This window comes from Streptomyces sp. NPDC058470, from assembly GCF_042721055.1.
Taxonomy (GTDB): Bacteria; Actinomycetota; Actinomycetes; order Streptomycetales; family Streptomycetaceae; genus Streptomyces.
On the sequence record NZ_JBHXMF010000040.1, the window covers coordinates 25363 to 42091 of the forward strand.

Sequence of the window (16729 nt, forward strand, 5' to 3'; positions counted from 1 at the left end):
CGGGACGGTTGGGGCACAGGGCGGCTCAAGCCCCTGCGTTCCGGCGGCTCAGCCCTTGCCGGAGCCGATCGTGAGCCCGCTGATGAACTGGCGCTGAAGCGCGAAGTACACCAGCAGCGTGGGGATCGCGGTCATGAGCGCACCGGCCGCGATCAGGTTGGGGTTGGTGAAGTATGCACCCTGGAGGTTGGCCAGGGCGGAGGTGACGGGGCGCTTGTCGCCGGTCTCGATGAGGGCGAGCGGCCAGAAGAAGTCGTTGTAGATCCAGATCGACTCGAGGGTCGCGAGAGCGGCGAAGGCCGGCCGGCACAGCGGCAGGATGATCTGGAAGAACTGCCGCCAGATGGGAGCGCCGTCGACGAGTGCCGCCTCGGAGATCTCCTTGGGGATCGTCTTCATGTAGTTACTGAGGACAAAGGTGCAGAACCCGCACTGGTAGGCGATGTGGATGAAGATGATGCCCCAGATCGAGTTGTACAGAAGCAGCGAATCAGTCATCCAGTACGGCAGCGGGATGAGGAGATACAGCTTGTACAGCGGGGTGATGAGGACCTGGGCCGGCAGCAGGTTACCCGCGGTGAACAGCATCAGCAGGACGATGTTCCAGCGGAAGTCGAAGCGGGAGACGAAGAAGGCGACCGCCGCCGAGAACAGCAGGGTGCCCAGGACCGCCGGAACCGTGATGAGGACCGAGTTCCAGAAGAAGTGCGGCATCCCGGACTGTTCCCAGGCGTCCGTGAAGTTGCCGAAGCTCAGGCTGTGCGGCCAGGAGAGGTAGCCGTTCTTCGCGGTGTCCGAGTAGGGGCGCAGCGAAGTGTAGATGGCCCACAGCAGCGGGATCAGCCAGAGCAGGGCGATGCTGGCCAGCATCACATGACGGCCGACCTGGCTACGGGGCTTGGACGGGCCGTCATGGGACTGGGGATCGCGCCTGGCCCGCAGACGGGAGGCCGGACGCGGCACGGTCGTGGTCACTGGTCCTCCTTGCGGACGGTCTGGAAGAGGAAGGTGCCGATGGCGGCAAGGGAGACCAGGAGCAGGATGACCGCGAGGGCGGACCCGTAACCGATGTGGCTGGACTCGCCGATGATGTTGTCGGTGATGAGGAGGGAGAGCAGTTCCATGCCGGGTTTGCTGCCGACGCCGCCGCCGAGGACGTACACGATGTCGAAGGCCCGCAGGGACTCCATGACCGTGACGACCAGGATGATGATGTTGACCGGCTTGAGGGCCGGGAAGACCACGCGCAGGAAGGTCTGGCGGCCGTTGGCGCCGTCGAGCGCGGCGGCCTCCTTGAGCGCCGGGTCGAAGCCCTTCAGACCGGCCAAGTAAAGGATCATGATGTAGCCGGTGTGCCGCCAGGCCGAAGCGACAAGCACGGCCCACAGGTTGAGGTCGGGGTTGCCGAGCCAGTCGATGTGCTGGCTGGAACCGAGGGAACTCAGAAGGCCGTTGAGGAGCCCCGTGTCCGGGTTGTAGATGATCTCCCAGATGAAGCCCACGACGGCCAGGGAGAGCACCATCGGCAGGAAGATCGCGGTCTGGTAGATCCTCGTGAAGCGGATCTTCCGGTCGAGCTGGTAGGCGAGGAAGATGCCGAACGGCGTGGGCAGCAGGGCCGTGAACAGCAACCAGATCACGTTGTGCTGCACCGCAGGCCAGAACGGCGGGTAGTTGGTGAAGATCTCCTTGTAGTTCTCCAGGCCGATCCACTGGATGTCGGTCAGTTCAATGCCGTCCCAGGTGGTGAAGGACAGCGCGACCGAGGCCAGTGCGGGGAGCCACACGAAGAAGAGAAGCGCGGCAAGCGGGATGCCGATGATGACGGTCAGGAAGATCCGGTCGCCGCGACCGAGACTGCGGGCGCGTTTACGGACGGTGCGGAGTGAGGGTACGGAGGACACGGTGCGTGCGACCTTTCCGGTCCTGATCAGGCCGTGAAGTAGCGCGAGCGCTGGGACTCGATCTTCTTCAGCGTCTCGGTGCCGTCGTCGGGGTGGCTGAGCCACTCGGTCAGACCGGGGAGTACGACGGTGGAGATGAAGCCCGGGTCACTGTCGCGGTCCGCGAACTGGCTGATGTTCTTGGCGGCGCCGATGAGATCGGCCGACTTCTTCTGCAGGGCGTTGTACGAGGCGGTGGAGGTCGTGTCGTTGACACCGAGGTTGCTCGGGTCGACGCCCGCGTACAGTTCCTCGGCCTTCGCGCCGCCGAGGAACTCCAGGAACTTCGTGGCGCCGTCCTCGTTCTTGGGGCTGCGGCTGAGCATGAACCCGTCGGTGGGGGCCTCGACGGCGTCCTGCCCGTACGCGGAGTCGATCTCGGGGAAGGGGAAGAAGTCGAGGTCGCCGCGGACCGCCTCGTCGGTGATCTGCTGCCCGATGAAGAGGCCGGTGACCGACATGCCGGACTTCTTGTCGATCAGGCTCTGCGCGGCGTCCTGCCAGGAACGGCCGCCGCCGCTCGCCTGGTAGTAGGGAGTCAGTTCACGCCAGGTGTCGAGGATCGCGACGGCGCGCTTGTCGGTCCAGGAGGTCTCGCCGCGCAGCAGCGACATGTGGAAGTCGTAGCCGTTGGCCCGCAGGTCGATGTAGTCGAAGGCGCCGAGGATGCTCCAGGTGTCGCCGCCGCCGTACCCGGAGGTGATCGGGTCGAGGCCGTCCGCCTTCATCTTCTTGGCGAGCGCGACGAACTCGCTCCACTTCTGCGGGACTTCGTAGCCGCGGTCCGCGAACACGCTCTTCAGGTAGAAGACGCCCCACGGGTAGTTGTACAGCGGCACGAAGTAGTACTTGCCGTCCTCGCCCTTGGAGAGCTGCTTGGCGGCATCGCTGAAGCCGCCGCCTATCTTGTCCCACACCTCGTCGATCGGGCTGGCGAGCTTCTTCTTGGCGAAGTACTGCATGCGGTAGCCCGCGAACCAGGTGAAGACGTCGTCCGGGGTGCCCTGGAGGTAGGTGGTGATGCTCTTCTGGAAGGTGTCGTGGTCGACGGTGTTCGTCTTGACCGTCAGCCCGCTGTCCTTGGTGAAGGCGTCGGTGACGGTGGTGTAGGCCTTCTTCGGGGTGGCGTCGGCGCCGTTGGACCCGAAGGTGACCGTCTTCGGGTCGGCTCCCGGTCCCCCACCGCACGCGGTCAGAACGGGCGCGGCCAGGGCGGCGGCCCCGAGCCCCATCAGACCACCGGTCACTCTGCGGCGGCTGGGTCCGCGCGCAGCCAAGGGATTGCGGCTCTGCTGCGTCATCGTTGCTCCTCGTGCGTATCAGTGCTTGTCACTGCTGGTGGGTTGGGGTGTTGACGAGTCTGAAGGTCAGTACGTGTCGGCTCGTATGAAGGACTGGATCGCGGTGGCCGCGGCCCCTCGCGCCCATTCCTCGAAGGGCAGGGGACGGGTCTGTACGTCGCACCGCCCGGCCGACCCGAAGGCGGCGGCGGCGAACGTGTCCCGGATCTGCTCGGCGAACAGGTCGTACGCCGCCAGCCCCTCACCGGAGATGATCACACGCTCGGGGCCGAACAGATTGGCGACGGTCGCGATACCGCGGCCGATCGCCTCCCCCGCGCGTGCGTACACCTCCCGCGCTCCGGGGTCCCCGTCATGGGCGAGGTCCAGGGCCTGGGCGGCGTCGGCGACCTGAACGCCGGTCACCTCCCGGATCCTGCTGACGATCGCCGAATCCGCCGCGATCGCCTCCACACAGCCGCGGTTGCCGCAGTGGCAGAGGGGGCCGGCCGGGTCGATGGCGACGTGCCCGATCTCGCCCGCCACGCCGTACGCGCCGTTCACGACCTGCCCGTGCACCACGAGACCGCAGCCGATGCCGGCGCCGACGGTCACCACGGCAAAGTCGGAGAGACCGACCCCGGCGCCGAACCACTGCTCGGCGACGGTCAGCGCCCGGACGTCGTTGTCGACGGTGACCGGCAGTCCCGTCGTCATCCGGGCCAGATCGGCGAGCGGCACGTCGCGCCACTCCAGGAAGGGTGAGTACCGCACCACCCCCGCCGCGCGGTCCACATCGCCGGAGACCGCGATGCCCAGGCCCTGTACCTGGACCCCGAACCCGTCGGCCTCCGTCAGCAGCTCCTGCACAAGACCCGCGGTCGACGCCAGCACCGCCTTGGGGTCGCGCGCGGTGAGCGGCACATGCCGGGCGACCCGGATGCGGCAGCACAGGTCCGTGAGTACGGCGATGAGTTCGTCGCCCGTCATCTTGATCCCGATGAACAGCGCCCGGCCTCCGTCGACCAGCACCGGGTTGGCCGGCCTGCCGAGGGACGCCTGCCGTGCGTCCTCGTCGACGTCTTCCTGGAGGTACCCGGCCTCGATCAGCGGCCGGACCGCCTTGGTCACCGCCGCCGCGGACAGCTGGGTCCGCCCCGCTATCTCCGACCGCGTGAGCGGACCGTGGGAGAGCACGGTGGTGAAAATCTGAGAGACGGCCGGTGTGTGACCGGGGAACGTCTCTGTTCGACTGGTCGAGCGCATGGCCGGAACCTAAGTCCCTTATTTTCTGCTGTCAATAAAAGAAGCAGGATTATCTTGGGCGCCTTCCCTGACGTACCCCTCGCCTGCAAAAGACAGATGCGGACAAGGTGTTGACACATGATCGAAGGTCGCGGTTGGCTTTCGACCATCTCGTGGCACCACCTGGAACGTGAGGACCCCTGTAGATGATCTCCTTCGCCCCGGACACCGGGGTCTGGCTGCTGGCCACACCGAACACGTCGTACGCGCTGAGAGTCGACGAGACCGGGGCGCCCTGCCATCTCGCGTGGGGGCCACGGCTGACACTCGCGGAGGCGGAGGCCCTCGTCGTACCCCCGGCTCCGGCGGCCAGCAGCTTCGAGGGCATCTCCCCCGTCGGGGAGGAACTTCCCGTCGACGGCGGCACGCGCTACGGACCCCCGTCGCTCCAGGTCCGGTTCGCGGACGGATCACGCGCCTTCGAGTGGCAGTCCACCGGTCTGCGGGTCACCGACGACGAGCTGGCGCTGGCCTTCCGCGACCGCCAGTACCCCCTGCATGTGACGCTCCACTACCGCGTCCAGGGCGATACTGACGTCATCGAACGCTGGACCGTCGTCCGCAACGCCGGTGACGAGCCCGTCACCCTGCTGCGCACCGACTCGGCCGCCTGGAGCCTGCCTCCGCTGCGGGACTACCGCCTCAGTCACGTCACCGGTCAGTGGTCCGCCGAGAGCCAGCTGCGCCGGGACCAACTGCCGTACGGCGAGACGGTGTTGACCAGCCGTCGCGGTATCACCAGCCACCACGCGAACCCGTGGGTGATGCTCGACGCGGGCGAGGCCACCGAGGAGCACGGCCGGGTATGGAGCGCGGCCCTCGTCTGGAGCGGGAGCTGGCGGATCACCGCGCAGCGGACCCCCGACGGACGGGCCGGATTCACCGGAGGCGTCGGCCACGACGGTACGAACGTGCCGCTCACGCCGGGCGAGGAGTTCACCACTCCCCCGTTCGCCGGCCTGTTCACCGAAGGCGGCTTCGGTGCGGCCAGCCGTGCCTGGCACGCGTACACCCTGGCCCATGTCCTGCCGCATCCGGACGAGGTCGCGCCGGTGCTCTACAACTCCTGGGAGGCGACGGGCTTCGATGTCGACGAGGTCAGCCAGAAGGCGCTCGCCGAGCGGGCGGCGGAGCTCGGGGTCGAGCTGTACGTCGTCGACGACGGCTGGTTCGGAGCGCGCCGCAGCGACCACGCGGGCCTCGGCGACTGGACACCCACCCCCGAGCGCTTCCCGGACGGACTGACCCCGCTGGTCGACGCGGTGCACCGGCTGGGGATGAGTTTCGGCCTGTGGGTGGAGCCGGAGATGGTCAATCCTGACAGCGACCTCTACCGCCAACACCCGGACTGGGTCCTGCACTTCACCGACCGCCCGCGCTCCGAGCTGCGCAACCAGCTGGTCCTGAACTTCGCCCGCCGCGATGTCGCGGACTGGGCGTACGACTGGCTGACCCGGCTGGTCGGGGACCACGGCATCGACTTCCTCAAGTGGGACATGAACCGGGCGTTCAGCGAGGCCGGCTGGCCCGGCCGGCCCGACGGCACCGATCGCCTGGGACCCCAGTACGTCCGCAATCTGTACGACGTGCTCGACCGCCTCCGCGCGGATCATCCGGAGCTGCGGATCGAGGCGTGCAGCGGTGGTGGCGGCCGCGTCGACCTGGGCATCCTGTCCCGTACGGACCAGGCGTGGGCGTCGGACAACACCGACGCCGCCGACCGGATGGGGATCCAGCACGGCTACGGCCAGATCTACCCCGCGCGCACGATGGGCGCGTGGGTGACGGACGTGCCGAACCAGCTCACCGGCCGCACGGTTCCGCTGCGCTTCCGTTTCCATGTGGCGATGGCCGGCGCGCTGGGCATCGGAGGCGATCTCACCCACTGGTCCGAGGAGGAACTGCGGGAGGGCGCGGCCCTGGTGGCCGAGTACAAGCAGGTACGCCATCTCGTGCAGCACGGCAGGCTCGACCGTCTGGCGCCACCGGCCGAGGACGCCGTCTCCGCGGTGCAGTACACCGCCGCGGATGCCTCGGAGAGCCTGCTCCTGGTGTATCGGCGTGTCTCCCGCCACGGCGCCCCGCACCTGCCGGTGCGGCTGCGCGGCCTGACCCCCGGGGCCCGCTACCGCGACGCCCGCACGGGTGCCGTGCACCACGCCGCCGTGCTCGCCGAGTACGGCCTGCACGTCGCCCTGCCGCCGGGCGACTGGTCCAGCGCGGCCCTGCACCTGGTGCGGGAACCGGCAGCCTGAGGTTTCTCAACAGTCGTGGACGCGCTCGGTGTTGAGCGCGTCCACGATGTCTTCCAAGTCCCCCGTCTCCATGCTCCGCCACCGGGGACGGGCGGCGCGTCAGTACCTCTGGGCCTTCGCCAGCCGCGGGGTCAGCCTGGGCTCGACGGGCTCCCTGCTGATGGCGACGGGTTCGGCCCGCTCGCCCGGTTCGAGGTCCTGCGCTCCCACGAACCGGCTCTCCACGACCTTGCCGTCGGAGTCCTCGAAGTCGATCTGCACGGCGTAGGAGGCCTGCTGGTCGGTCTTGTTGGTGATGGCGACGAGCACGGCGAGCAGCCCACCGGTCTGCGCCCTCGGCAACCCGGTGACGGCGACCTCGGACCTCGCGTTGCCGCTGCCCCGTACGTTCTTCAGCTCGGCCTGCGCCGCCGCAGCGGCCCGCGCTGTGTCGGCCGAGACCGAGGCCTCGAACGCGGAGGCCTCGGCGGACGCGGAGGAGGCCATCGCCGACGCCGAGGCCTGGGCGGAGTCGATGGCCGACGCGGCCTCGGAAGCCAGCGCGGACGGCGCCTCCCCCGTGAAGGAGGACTCGTCGGGCGCGGTGGGGCGCGGGCTCACGGACGTACCACTGTCGTTGTCACTGTCCGAACCGCACGAGACGAGCGCGGCGCCGCAGGTGAGCGTGGCCAGGAACGCGGCGGCGATCCTGCGGGATCGGTCCGATCGGCCGGTACCGGAGGGGATGCGTCTGGTCATGGGGCTCGTCCTCTTCCTTCCGTACGGGACTCCCTCATGCTCCGTGCGGATGCCGGGGTCCGCGAACGGCACGGATCCATTGGAGTACCCCCCGGCCCCGATTCGAGCCGCCCCAACCGGACCAGACCAACTCTGCGCGAAGCGTTGACATGTACGCAGCTCGGCGCAATCGTGAGAGCGCTCTCAGGAAAAGCGGAGGCATCCCGTCCGAAGGAGGACCAGAGCGTGCTCAAAAGACTCAGGTGGCGGTCCCTGGCGATGGCCGCGGCCACCCTCGCCGCAGCCCTGTTGACGTTCGGGGCCCCGGCCGGGGCCGAGGCCGCCGTCCCGGCGACCATCCCGCTGAAGTTCACGAACAGCTCGGGCCGCGCCGACCCGATCTACATCTACAACCTCGGCACACTGCTGACGACCGGGCAGCAGGGCTGGGCCGACGCGAACGGCACGTTCCACGTTTGGCCCGCCGGCGGCAATCCGCCGACGCCCGCACCGGACGCCTCGATCGCCGGGCCCGCCAACGGGCAGTCGGTGACGATCCGGATCCCCAAGTTCTCGGGCCGGATCTACTTCTCCTACGGACAGAAGCTCGACTTCCGGCTGACGACCGGCGGTCTGGTGCAGCCGGCCGTACAGAATCCGAGCGACCCGAATCGCAACATCCTCTTCAACTGGTCCGAGTACACACTCAACGACGCCGGTCTGTGGCTCAACAGCACACAGGTGGACATGTTCTCGGCCCCGTACGCCGTCGGCGTCCAGCTCGCCGACGGTTCGACGAAGTCGACCGGTCACCTCAAGGCGGGTGGGTACAACACGGTCCTCAACGCCCTGCGCGGCCAGTCCGGCGGCTGGGCGAATCTGATCCAGACCCGGTCCGACGGCACCGTGCTGCGGGCCCTCGCCCCCGGCCACGCGGTCGGGTCTGGCGTACTGCCCACCACCGTCATGGACGACTACGTCAACCGCGTGTGGGCGAAGTACAGTTCGTCGACGCTGACGGTGACGCCCTTCGTCGACCAGCCGAACACGAAGTACTACGGCCGGGTCTCGGGGAACGTCATGAACTTCACGAACAGCGCCGGAGCGGTCGTCACCAGCTTCCAGAAGCCGGACGCCGACAGCATCTTCGGCTGCCACAAGCTCCTCGACGCGCCCAACGACCTGGTGCGCGGCCCCATTTCCCGCACCCTGTGCGCGGGCTTCAACCGCTCCACCCTCCTGGTCAACCCCAACCAGCCGGACACCGGCTCGGCGAGCTTCTACCTGGACGGGGTGACCAACCACTACGCCCGTCAGATCCATGCGCAGATGACCGACGGCAAGGCCTACGCGTTCGCCTTCGACGACGTCGGCGCCCACGAGTCGCTCGTGCACGACGGCAATCCGCAACAGGCCTACATCACACTGGATCCGTTCAGCTGACAGTTCTTCACGTCAGGGCGGCCGGAGTCGGTGTCCGCCTCCGGCCGCCCACACGGGGATTCAGTCAGGTTCCACGCAGAGCACGGGAACCCGCTGGACAAGGTTGTTCGCGAAGCCGCCCCGGTTCCACAGTTGATCCAGCGGCTGTGTGTGCCCCTCCGCATCGGTGGCCCGCACGCTGAGCACATGGCTTCCCGGCGCGGCCGTCCAGGCGAAGCGCCAGGTCCGCCAGGACCACCGGTGCTTGTGCCCCGGGTCCAGCTCCGCCTCGTACCAGGTACGTCCGTCGTCCGTGCTCACCTCGACCCGGGCGACCGGCGCGCGCCCGGACCAGGCCCGTCCCTCCAACGGCACGGGGCCCGGCCGGACCACCCGCGCCCTGGACATGAAGTCCGGGAAGCCGGGCGGGACCAGCAGGGCACGCGGGGCGATCCGGGTGACCGGTTCGCCCTCGTCGCCGACGTCCTGCCGGAGTTGGTAGGCCACGGCCTGCTGGAAGCCCGTGAACGGCGTGTCGGACACTGTGATGTCGCGCAGCCACTTCACATGGGCCATGCCGTACCAGCCGGGCACCACCAGTCGCAGCGGACGCCCGTGCTGCGGAGGCAGCGGGGCACCGTTCATCTCGTATGCCACCAGAACCTCGGGCTCGCCGCCGGTGGCCACGTCCAGTGGAAGCGCACGCCGGTAGTCCTGCTCGACGCCTCGCTCGACTCCATGGTCGGCGCCGGTGAACACCACGTCCACCGCCCCGGCCCGGACTCCGGCCTCGGCGAGCAGCACCCGCAGCGGCACACCGGTCCACTCCGCCGTACCGACCGCCTCGACCAGCCACGGCTGACTCACCGGCCGTGGTGTCAGCAGGGCCCGGCCATTGCCCGCGCACTCCATGGTCACCCGCTCGGTAACCGGGGTATACGACTTCAGCTCGTCCATTCCGAGTGCCCGCGGCTGCCGCACCCGGCCCCCCAGGTCCAGGCGCCAGGAGGAACCCTCGATGTACGGGATGTCGTAGTGCGTGAGTACGTAGTGCAGCCCCGGAGGGGTCACGTCGTACCGTAGGGCCTCCAGTGGCAGCCCATGGTTCCGGGCGGCGAGGGCCAGCTCCTGCCGGCTGATCCCCTCACCCGCCGCGGCCACCTGGGCAGGCCCGCTCACGTCACCAAGGCGATGCGCCATGGCCGTATTGTCCTCCCGCGCCGCGGGGTACCGCCATCAGACCGAGCAGGTGCTCCGGTTCACGAGGTCGTGCCAGCCCGACTCCAGCCGCTCCAGGGGCATACCGCACTGGCGGGTCAGGTGGTTGATCAGGGCGGGTTCCAGATACCCCATCAGGGTCTGCGCGATGAGGTCGGTGTCCGCGGCCGGGACAGCCTGGCGGAGCAGCATGGTGACGTGCATGAGACGGACGCGGTACGGGGCCGAGCTGAAGCGGCGGGAGGCGTCCGGTTCAGCGGCGAGGTAGAGGTCGAGCCGCTCGGAAGCCTGCCGCAGGGTGGCGCAGCCGAAGGCGTGCAGGCGCTCCACCGGTGAGGCACCGGGGCCCAGCGGGGGCGGCCCGCTGAAGAAGCCGGTCTGGAACCGCTGTTCGGTGTGGTCGAGGAGCGCCATCAGGAGGCCGGTACGGTCGCCGAACCGCCGGAAGACGGTCCCCTTGCCCACCGATGCAGCGCAGGCGACGGCCTCCATCGTCACATTGGCCACCCCCCGCTCCTCCACCAGGCGGGCGGCGGCCTCCAGCAGACGCGCACGGTTGCGCGCGGCGTCGGCGCGCAGTTGCGGTGCGTCGCCCCGGGGTGCGAGTTCCATCAGGACCGGCTCGTCGGTCGGTTCCTGTCGCTTCGGAAAGGGCGGCAGTGGGGTGGACATGAAGCCAGCGTAACGGCACTCCAGGACAACTGGACTGCGGTCCACTTCGGTGATACAACTTTAAACGGACCTTGGTCCGCTTTATTGCAGCAATGTTTCAGCTTCGGGAGTTATCCATGTCCGTAAACATCGTCGCCCTCGTCGGCAGCCTTCGTGCCGGCTCCCACAACCGCCAGCTCGCCGAGGCCGCCGTCAAGCTCGCGCCCGAGGGCGCGGAGGTGGAGCTTTTCGAGGGCCTGGCCGAGATCCCCTTCTACAACGAGGACATCGACGTCGAGGGCAGCGTGCCCGCCGCCGCCGTCCGTCTGCGGGAGGCCGCCGCCCGCGCCGACGCGTTCCTCCTCTTCTCGCCGGAGTACAACGGCACCATTCCGGCCGTGCTGAAGAACGCCATCGACTGGCTGTCGCGCCCCTACGGCGCCAGTGCCCTCGCCGGCAAGCCGACCGCTGTGGTCGGCACCGCTTACGGCCAGTTCGGCGGCGTGTGGGCGCAGGACGAGGCCCGCAAGGCCGTGGGCATCGCCGGCGGCACCGTCCTGGAGGACGTCAAGCTGTCCATCCCGGGCTCCGTGACCCGCTTCGCCGAGACCCACCCGGTCGACGACGCCGAGGTCGCCGCTCAGCTCACCGAGGTCATCGGCACCCTCTTCGGTCACGCCGGTACGCCGAGCGCCGCCTGACAACTCCCGTGCGGGGCCGGTCCGGTTCACCCGGGCCGGCCCCGCACGTCTTTCCCGCTCACCCGGATCCTGGCGGAACGGCACCCTCTGGGCGAAGATGCCCGCATGAAGGGTGATCTCTTTTCCAGTGACCACATGGTGCAGCCCGCCGTCGCGCCGGGCATGACCATCCAGAACGCCAAGTCGATCAAGTACGCCGTCAGCGGAGACATGCTCGCGCGCCAGGGGGCGATGATCGCCTACCGGGGGAATCTGCAGTTCGAGCGCAAGGGCCAGGGCGTCGGCGGCATGCTCAAGCGAGCTGTCACCGGCGAGGGGCTGCCGCTGATGACGGTCCGCGGCCAGGGCGAGGCCTGGTTCGCGCACGAGGCGCAGAACTGTTTCCTCGTCGACATCGAGCCCGGCGACGTGTTCACCGTCAACGGACGCAATGTGCTGTGCTTCGACGCCACGGTGTCGTACGAGATAAAGACCGTGAAGGGCGCGGGAATCTCCGGGGGCGGTCTCTTCAACAGCGTCTTCACCGGCCACGGCAGGCTCGGCCTGGTCTGCGAGGGAAATCCGCTGGTCATCCCCGTCTCGCCGCAGCAGCCGGTGTTCGTCGACACGGACGCGATCGTCGGCTGGACCGCCCATCTGCACACCTCGCTGCACCGTTCGCAGTCGATCGGCTCGATGATCCGCGGCGGCTCCGGTGAAGCCGTGCAGCTCAAGCTGGAGGGCGAGGGGTACGTCGTCGTGCGGCCCAGTGAGGTGACACCGCAGAAGGCTCAGCAGCACTGAGGCAAGGACCGGCGACGGGTGCCCCGCCCCTGCTCAAGTTCCAACGAACGTGGCGGGGCACCCTCATGTCATCCGCTGGTGGCAGTCACATTGACGGCGGTCCAGGCCTTCGCCACCGTGTTGTACTCGGTACTGCTTGCGCCGTACAGGTCGGCGGCGGCCTTGAGGGTGGCCTCGCGCGCGTCGTGGAAGTCGGTCGTGGAGACCATGTACCGGGTCAGCGCGCGGTAGAAGACCGCCGTGGCCTTGGCGCGTCCGATGCCGGTCACCCGCGAACCGTCGTACGTGGGCGAGTCGTAGGTGACCCCGCCGATCGTCTTCCTGCCGCTGCCCTCGGCGAGCAGGTAGTACGCGTGCGAGGAGACGCCGGAGCCCGCGTGGACCTCGGCGTCGTAGGCCTCGGGCGACCAGTAGTCGACCGCGCCCTCCAGCTTGTCCAGCGAGGGACGGTCGAGGCGGCGCAGGAATTTCTGGGCCAGACCGAGCTTCTCGCCCACGAGGTAATTGGGCGGGTTCTTCGGGTTGTTGGCGGAGAACTCCACCGCGGAGCCGAAGATGTCGGCGAGAGACTCGTTCAGCGAACCCGGCTCGCCGTACTGGTTGCCGTCCCGGTCCACCCGGGTCGGTTCGAGGGCGGCGGTGGCGTCGACGACCCCGTGGGTCAGCTCGTGGCCGGTGACGTCGAGGACGACCAGCGGCTTCTTGAGCATGTCGCCGTCTCCGTCGCCGTACAGCATGCAGCCGCAGGTCGAGTCCCAGAAGGCGTTGCCGACCTTGTTGCCGAAGTGGACCATCGCGCGGGCTCCGGCGCTGTTGTTCTTGATGCCCTTGCGGCCGAAGGTCTTCTTGTAGAAGTCCAGGGTCTTGGTGATGCCGTACTGGGCGTCGACCGCGGCGGTGACCCTGCTGGACGTGGCGCCGTTTCCCCACTTGTTGTCGGCGTCGGTGAGCTTCTTGCCGCGCGAGAAGGCTTCCAGTTCCTGGCCCCTGGCGTCCCGGGTCTCGGTGTTCCAGCGGGTGGGGTCCTTGAGGAGGTAGCTGGTGCGGGCCGTCCGGGTGGTGGTCAGCGTCACCTTGCCGGCGAAGAGGGAAGCGCCGCTGCCGGTGGCCTTGACCGGGTAGGTGGTGGCAGCCGCTGCACTCAGGAGGCTTACCGGCTGGGCCGAGGTGCCCGTCTCGGGGTTCAGCTGTTCGCCGCGCTCGCGCAGTGTCTCGTCCAGGGACGGCGAGATGAACTCGTCGCTGTCGGGAACGTCGCTGCGGATCCGGCCGGACCCGGCGTCCACGACCACCGTGCGGGAGCCGCCTGCCTCGGTCGTGTCGCTGTCCGTCACGCGCACCTGGTAGGCGAGCGCGCTTGCGCCGTCACGGGCGTCGACGACGAGGTGGGCCTCGCCCGCGTCGCCCTTCGCGACCGAGGCGGCCTTCCGCTCGGCCTGCTGGGGCGTCAGTTTCGCCTCGGTCGTGGACGGTTCGACGGCGTGGTCGGCCGCTCTGGTCACACCGAGGTAGGCGGATTGCCCGTTGAGGTGGACGACGAGGTCACCGCCGAGGACGGGCATACCGAGGTGGTCGCGCACGAAGCGGACGTGCTGCTTGCCGTCCGGATCCGTCATGACGTCCTTGACCCGCAGGGTGTCGCCGTGGCCGACACCGGTGGCCGACGCGTGCGCGAACGCGGCCACCCGGGCGGCGTCCACCGGCGAGGAGGCCGTGGCCGGGGCGCCGACGGGCGCGGCAGCGAAGGCGGGGCCCGTCGGGAGCGTGACGGTCGTCGTCACCGCGACGGCGATCGCCACGCGACGTATGTGGGGTATACGCACTGAGTTCCTTCGAACAGGGGCGGCCGGGATCGCCAACCGCCCTCACGCACGGCACCATTGAACGCCGTGGGGGCTGTCCTGCCCCGCGGCGACAGATGTGCCGGGAGATGAAGAGGTTGCCTGGTGGGACGCGTTGACACGTGAATGTGATCGACGTCGCAGCCCGCCTCCGGTCCGGTTCGCCCCGGACCGGAGGGTCGGAGTGTCAGATCACCCGGTGGGCCAGGGAGGACAACAGGGTGCGCAGGTCACGGGCGGGCCACGGGGCCAGGGGTGCGCCTGCCAGGAGGGCCTGCGCGGCGGTGAGATGACGCCGGGCTTCGCGCAGGGCCGCGGCACGACCGCCCGCCTGTTCGACGAGGGTGGCCGCCCGGTGTACGGCGGAGTCGTCCAGGGCGGCCCGGGAGGTGAGGAGTTCGGCCAGCGCGGAGTGGCCGGGGGCGTTCAGGGCGACGAGGACCGGGAGTGTCTTCTTCCCTTGGCGCAGGTCGCTGTGGACCGGTTTGCCGGTGAACGCCGGATCGCCCCAGATGCCCAGCAGGTCGTCGGCGATCTGGAAGGCCACACCCAGGTGACGACCGGCGCGGTCCAGGGCGTACGCGGTCTCCCGTTGTGCGCCCGCCAGTTGAGCCCCCAGGGCCAGCGCGCAGCCGAGCAGGGCGCCGGTCTTGTGCTCGGCCATCGCCTCGTACTCTCCCACGCCCACCGCGTCGGGACCGGTCCAGGGACGGTGGGCGAACAGCAGGTCGTCCGCCTGGCCGCGGACCAGATCGCCGAGGGCCGTCGTCAGCTGCCGTACGGCCGTGGCACCGTGGGCGGTCGCGGGCACCGCCGTGAGGGTCTCCACCGCCAGGGCGAAGAGCGCGTCCCCGGCGAGGACGGCGGGGCCGGTGCCGTACGCCTTCCACACCGCGGGGCGGCCCCGACGCAGTGCGTCGCCGTCCATGACGTCGTCGTGCAGCAGCGAGAAGGTGTGCACCAGCTCCACGGCGACCGCACCCGGCACACCCACGTCGGCACAACCTCCGGCCGCCTCCGCACCGAGGACGGCCAGCGTCTGCCGTACGCCCTTGCCCTGGCTGTACGTCGCGGGGGCGCCGCCCACCTCGCAGCGGCCCAGGGCGTATCCGGCCATCTCCGCGACCCAGGGGTGCAGTCCGCCGATCGCCTTCGTCAGTGCGGGGGCGACGAGTTCGCGGCAGCGGTGCAGGATCTGCGGGGCGGCGGGGGCGTTCGGCGGGCACTGGGGGGATGTGGACAGGAGCGTCATCGCGTCACCTCCGTGTCAGAGCTGCCGGCCGGTGCCACAAGCCCCAGTTCCACCCGCGCCCCTTCGACCATCCGTCCCGCGTGGCGCAGTCCGATGCTCTCCAGGACCCCGGCCAGGTCGGTCAGGTCCGCGTCGGTCGCGGCGCGGTCGCGGCCCAGCCGGGCCAGGGACTTGACCAGACCGAGGCGGGCCAGAGCCCGTCCGCGGGGCTCGCTCATGGCCTCGAACTCCGCCAGCGACTGTGTATAGACGTCGCGTGCCTGCTCGTAACGCCCCGCCCGGTAGAGGACGTTGGCGCGCATCTTGTGGTTGTAGGCGAGCGCGCCGGACAGGTTCATCGCACGGCACGACACCTCCGCCTCGGCCAGCAGTTCCAGCGCGCGGTCGGGGTCCTGGTCGCGTACGGAGACGAGGTCCGCCAGTCCGCGAAGGGCCCAGGCGTGGCCGCGCCGGTCCTCGGCGCGAGCGGCGATGCCGGCCGCTTCCTCGAACATCGCGTAGGCGGTGTCGTAGGCGCCTGTGTTGCGGTGTATCTGCGCGATGCCCTCCAGGGCCCACACGGTGTGCCGGGCCTCTCCCCGCTTTCGTGCCTCGGCCAGGAGTTGCTCGTGCAGTGCGGTCACGGCCGCGTAGTCGCCCTGGATGCGGCCCGTCTCCGCCATCCCCGCCAGGGAGTAGCCGCGGACCACGATGTCACCGGCGTGCTCGCCGAGTTCGGCTGCCAGCCGCAGCAGCCGCCACGCCAACGGGAAGGCGCCGCGCTGCCGGGCCAGCGTGCCGCCGCTCCACAGCGCCCACGCCATGGCTGCCGCATCCCCGGCCTCGCGGGCGGTGCGGTAGCTCGCCTTCCACGCCCGGTCGGCTTCCGCCACCTGTCCAAGACGGCGGTGCGCCTCGGCGACCGCGAGACCCGAACGGGCCGCCTCCGCCCGCGCGCCGGCCCGCTCGGCCGCGCGGAGTTGCTCGGTGCCTGCCGCGAGGACATCGGTGAGCGAGGAGTTCACGGACAGGGTGGTCAGTGCGCCCTGGTACTCCGGGGCGAAGGCCTTGCCGTACATGAATGCCTTTCTGTCTGCCATCGGTCGGCCACGTCGGAACGCCCGCCGGTGGTACTTGCTGTCACCGGGCAGCGCGCGACCATCCCGCTATACACGTCACGTATACATGTCATGTATACACGGAGCGTATAGTGCGCCGGATTTCCCTCCGGGATTCCTTCGCTCGGTACGGTCGACGTGCTGCCCAGCCGTTGCAGATCAAGACGAAGACGGTGACCGCAGGGTTGCCTGGCATTGCGAACGAGCTCGAAACAGCCCGAGGATGACGGAAGTTGACCTTCGACACCGAGAGCAGGCGCTGAT

Annotated in this window: 14 protein-coding genes; 4 read left to right on the plus strand and 10 right to left on the minus strand. The window is 69.3% G+C overall.

What is annotated here, in order from left to right; translation table 11 throughout:
* Positions 1-48: 48 nt before the first annotated feature.
* From ACFWP7_RS27160 to ACFWP7_RS27175, 4 genes are all read right to left on the minus strand, one after another.
* The gene (locus ACFWP7_RS27160) at positions 49-975 is read right to left on the minus strand and encodes a carbohydrate ABC transporter permease (RefSeq protein ID WP_384386045.1); all 927 of its coding nucleotides are present in this window, start codon (positions 973-975) and stop codon (positions 49-51) included.
* Positions 972-1904, minus strand: coding sequence for a carbohydrate ABC transporter permease (locus tag ACFWP7_RS27165; protein WP_384386047.1), 933 nt, complete (start codon positions 1902-1904; stop codon positions 972-974). The genes ACFWP7_RS27160 and ACFWP7_RS27165 overlap by 4 nt, the downstream gene beginning before the upstream one ends.
* A gap of 26 nt (positions 1905-1930) precedes the next feature.
* Positions 1931-3244 (minus strand): ABC transporter substrate-binding protein, encoded by a 1314-nt coding sequence (locus ACFWP7_RS27170; protein ID WP_384386050.1) that lies wholly within the window; start codon positions 3242-3244, stop codon positions 1931-1933.
* Positions 3245-3310: 66 nt separating this feature from the next.
* A complete protein-coding gene (locus tag ACFWP7_RS27175; protein WP_384386053.1) occupies positions 3311-4489 on the minus strand; it encodes an ROK family protein in 1179 nt (392 codons plus the stop codon).
* A gap of 185 nt (positions 4490-4674) precedes the next feature.
* Between ACFWP7_RS27175 and ACFWP7_RS27180 the strand changes: the two genes are divergently transcribed.
* Positions 4675-6783, plus strand: coding sequence for an alpha-galactosidase (locus tag ACFWP7_RS27180; RefSeq protein WP_384386055.1), 2109 nt, complete (start codon positions 4675-4677; stop codon positions 6781-6783).
* Between the two features lie 99 nt (positions 6784-6882).
* Here ACFWP7_RS27180 and ACFWP7_RS27185 read toward each other — a convergent pair whose 3' ends face one another.
* Positions 6883-7521, minus strand: coding sequence for a hypothetical protein (locus ACFWP7_RS27185; protein ID WP_384386058.1), 639 nt, complete (start codon positions 7519-7521; stop codon positions 6883-6885).
* A gap of 258 nt (positions 7522-7779) precedes the next feature.
* Here ACFWP7_RS27185 and ACFWP7_RS27190 point away from each other — a divergent pair, with 258 nt between their 5' ends.
* Positions 7780-8943, plus strand: a complete 1164-nt coding sequence (locus ACFWP7_RS27190) for a glycoside hydrolase family 64 protein (protein WP_384386184.1) — start codon at positions 7780-7782, stop codon at positions 8941-8943.
* 60 nt (positions 8944-9003) lie between these two features.
* On the opposite strand, the gene ACFWP7_RS27195 is transcribed toward ACFWP7_RS27190, so the two are convergent.
* Complete coding sequence (locus ACFWP7_RS27195; RefSeq protein WP_384386061.1) at positions 9004-10122, minus strand: sulfite oxidase; 1119 nt, start codon at positions 10120-10122, stop codon at positions 9004-9006.
* 36 nt (positions 10123-10158) lie between these two features.
* A complete protein-coding gene (locus ACFWP7_RS27200; protein ID WP_365442491.1) occupies positions 10159-10812 on the minus strand; it encodes a helix-turn-helix domain-containing protein in 654 nt (217 codons plus the stop codon).
* A gap of 116 nt (positions 10813-10928) precedes the next feature.
* Between ACFWP7_RS27200 and ACFWP7_RS27205 the strand changes: the two genes are divergently transcribed.
* Together ACFWP7_RS27205 and ACFWP7_RS27210 are read left to right on the plus strand one after the other, a co-directional pair.
* The gene (locus ACFWP7_RS27205; protein WP_384386064.1) at positions 10929-11492 is read left to right on the plus strand and encodes an NADPH-dependent FMN reductase; all 564 of its coding nucleotides are present in this window, start codon (positions 10929-10931) and stop codon (positions 11490-11492) included.
* Positions 11493-11597: 105 nt separating this feature from the next.
* A complete protein-coding gene (locus ACFWP7_RS27210) occupies positions 11598-12275 on the plus strand; it encodes an AIM24 family protein (RefSeq protein ID WP_384386067.1) in 678 nt (225 codons plus the stop codon).
* A 68-nt stretch (positions 12276-12343) separates the two neighbouring features.
* On the opposite strand, the gene ACFWP7_RS27215 is transcribed toward ACFWP7_RS27210, so the two are convergent.
* The 3 genes from ACFWP7_RS27215 to ACFWP7_RS27225 all read right to left on the minus strand — a co-directional run bounded on the left by ACFWP7_RS27215 (position 12344) and on the right by ACFWP7_RS27225 (position 16426).
* The gene (locus ACFWP7_RS27215; protein ID WP_384386069.1) at positions 12344-14098 is read right to left on the minus strand and encodes a M4 family metallopeptidase; all 1755 of its coding nucleotides are present in this window, start codon (positions 14096-14098) and stop codon (positions 12344-12346) included.
* Positions 14099-14303: 205 nt separating this feature from the next.
* Positions 14304-15368, minus strand: a complete 1065-nt coding sequence (locus tag ACFWP7_RS27220; protein WP_384386072.1) for a polyprenyl synthetase family protein — start codon at positions 15366-15368, stop codon at positions 14304-14306.
* The gene (locus tag ACFWP7_RS27225) at positions 15365-16426 is read right to left on the minus strand and encodes a tetratricopeptide repeat protein (protein WP_384386186.1); all 1062 of its coding nucleotides are present in this window, start codon (positions 16424-16426) and stop codon (positions 15365-15367) included. Before ACFWP7_RS27225 ends, ACFWP7_RS27220 begins: the two co-directional genes overlap by 4 nt.
* Positions 16427-16729 lie beyond the last annotated feature (303 nt).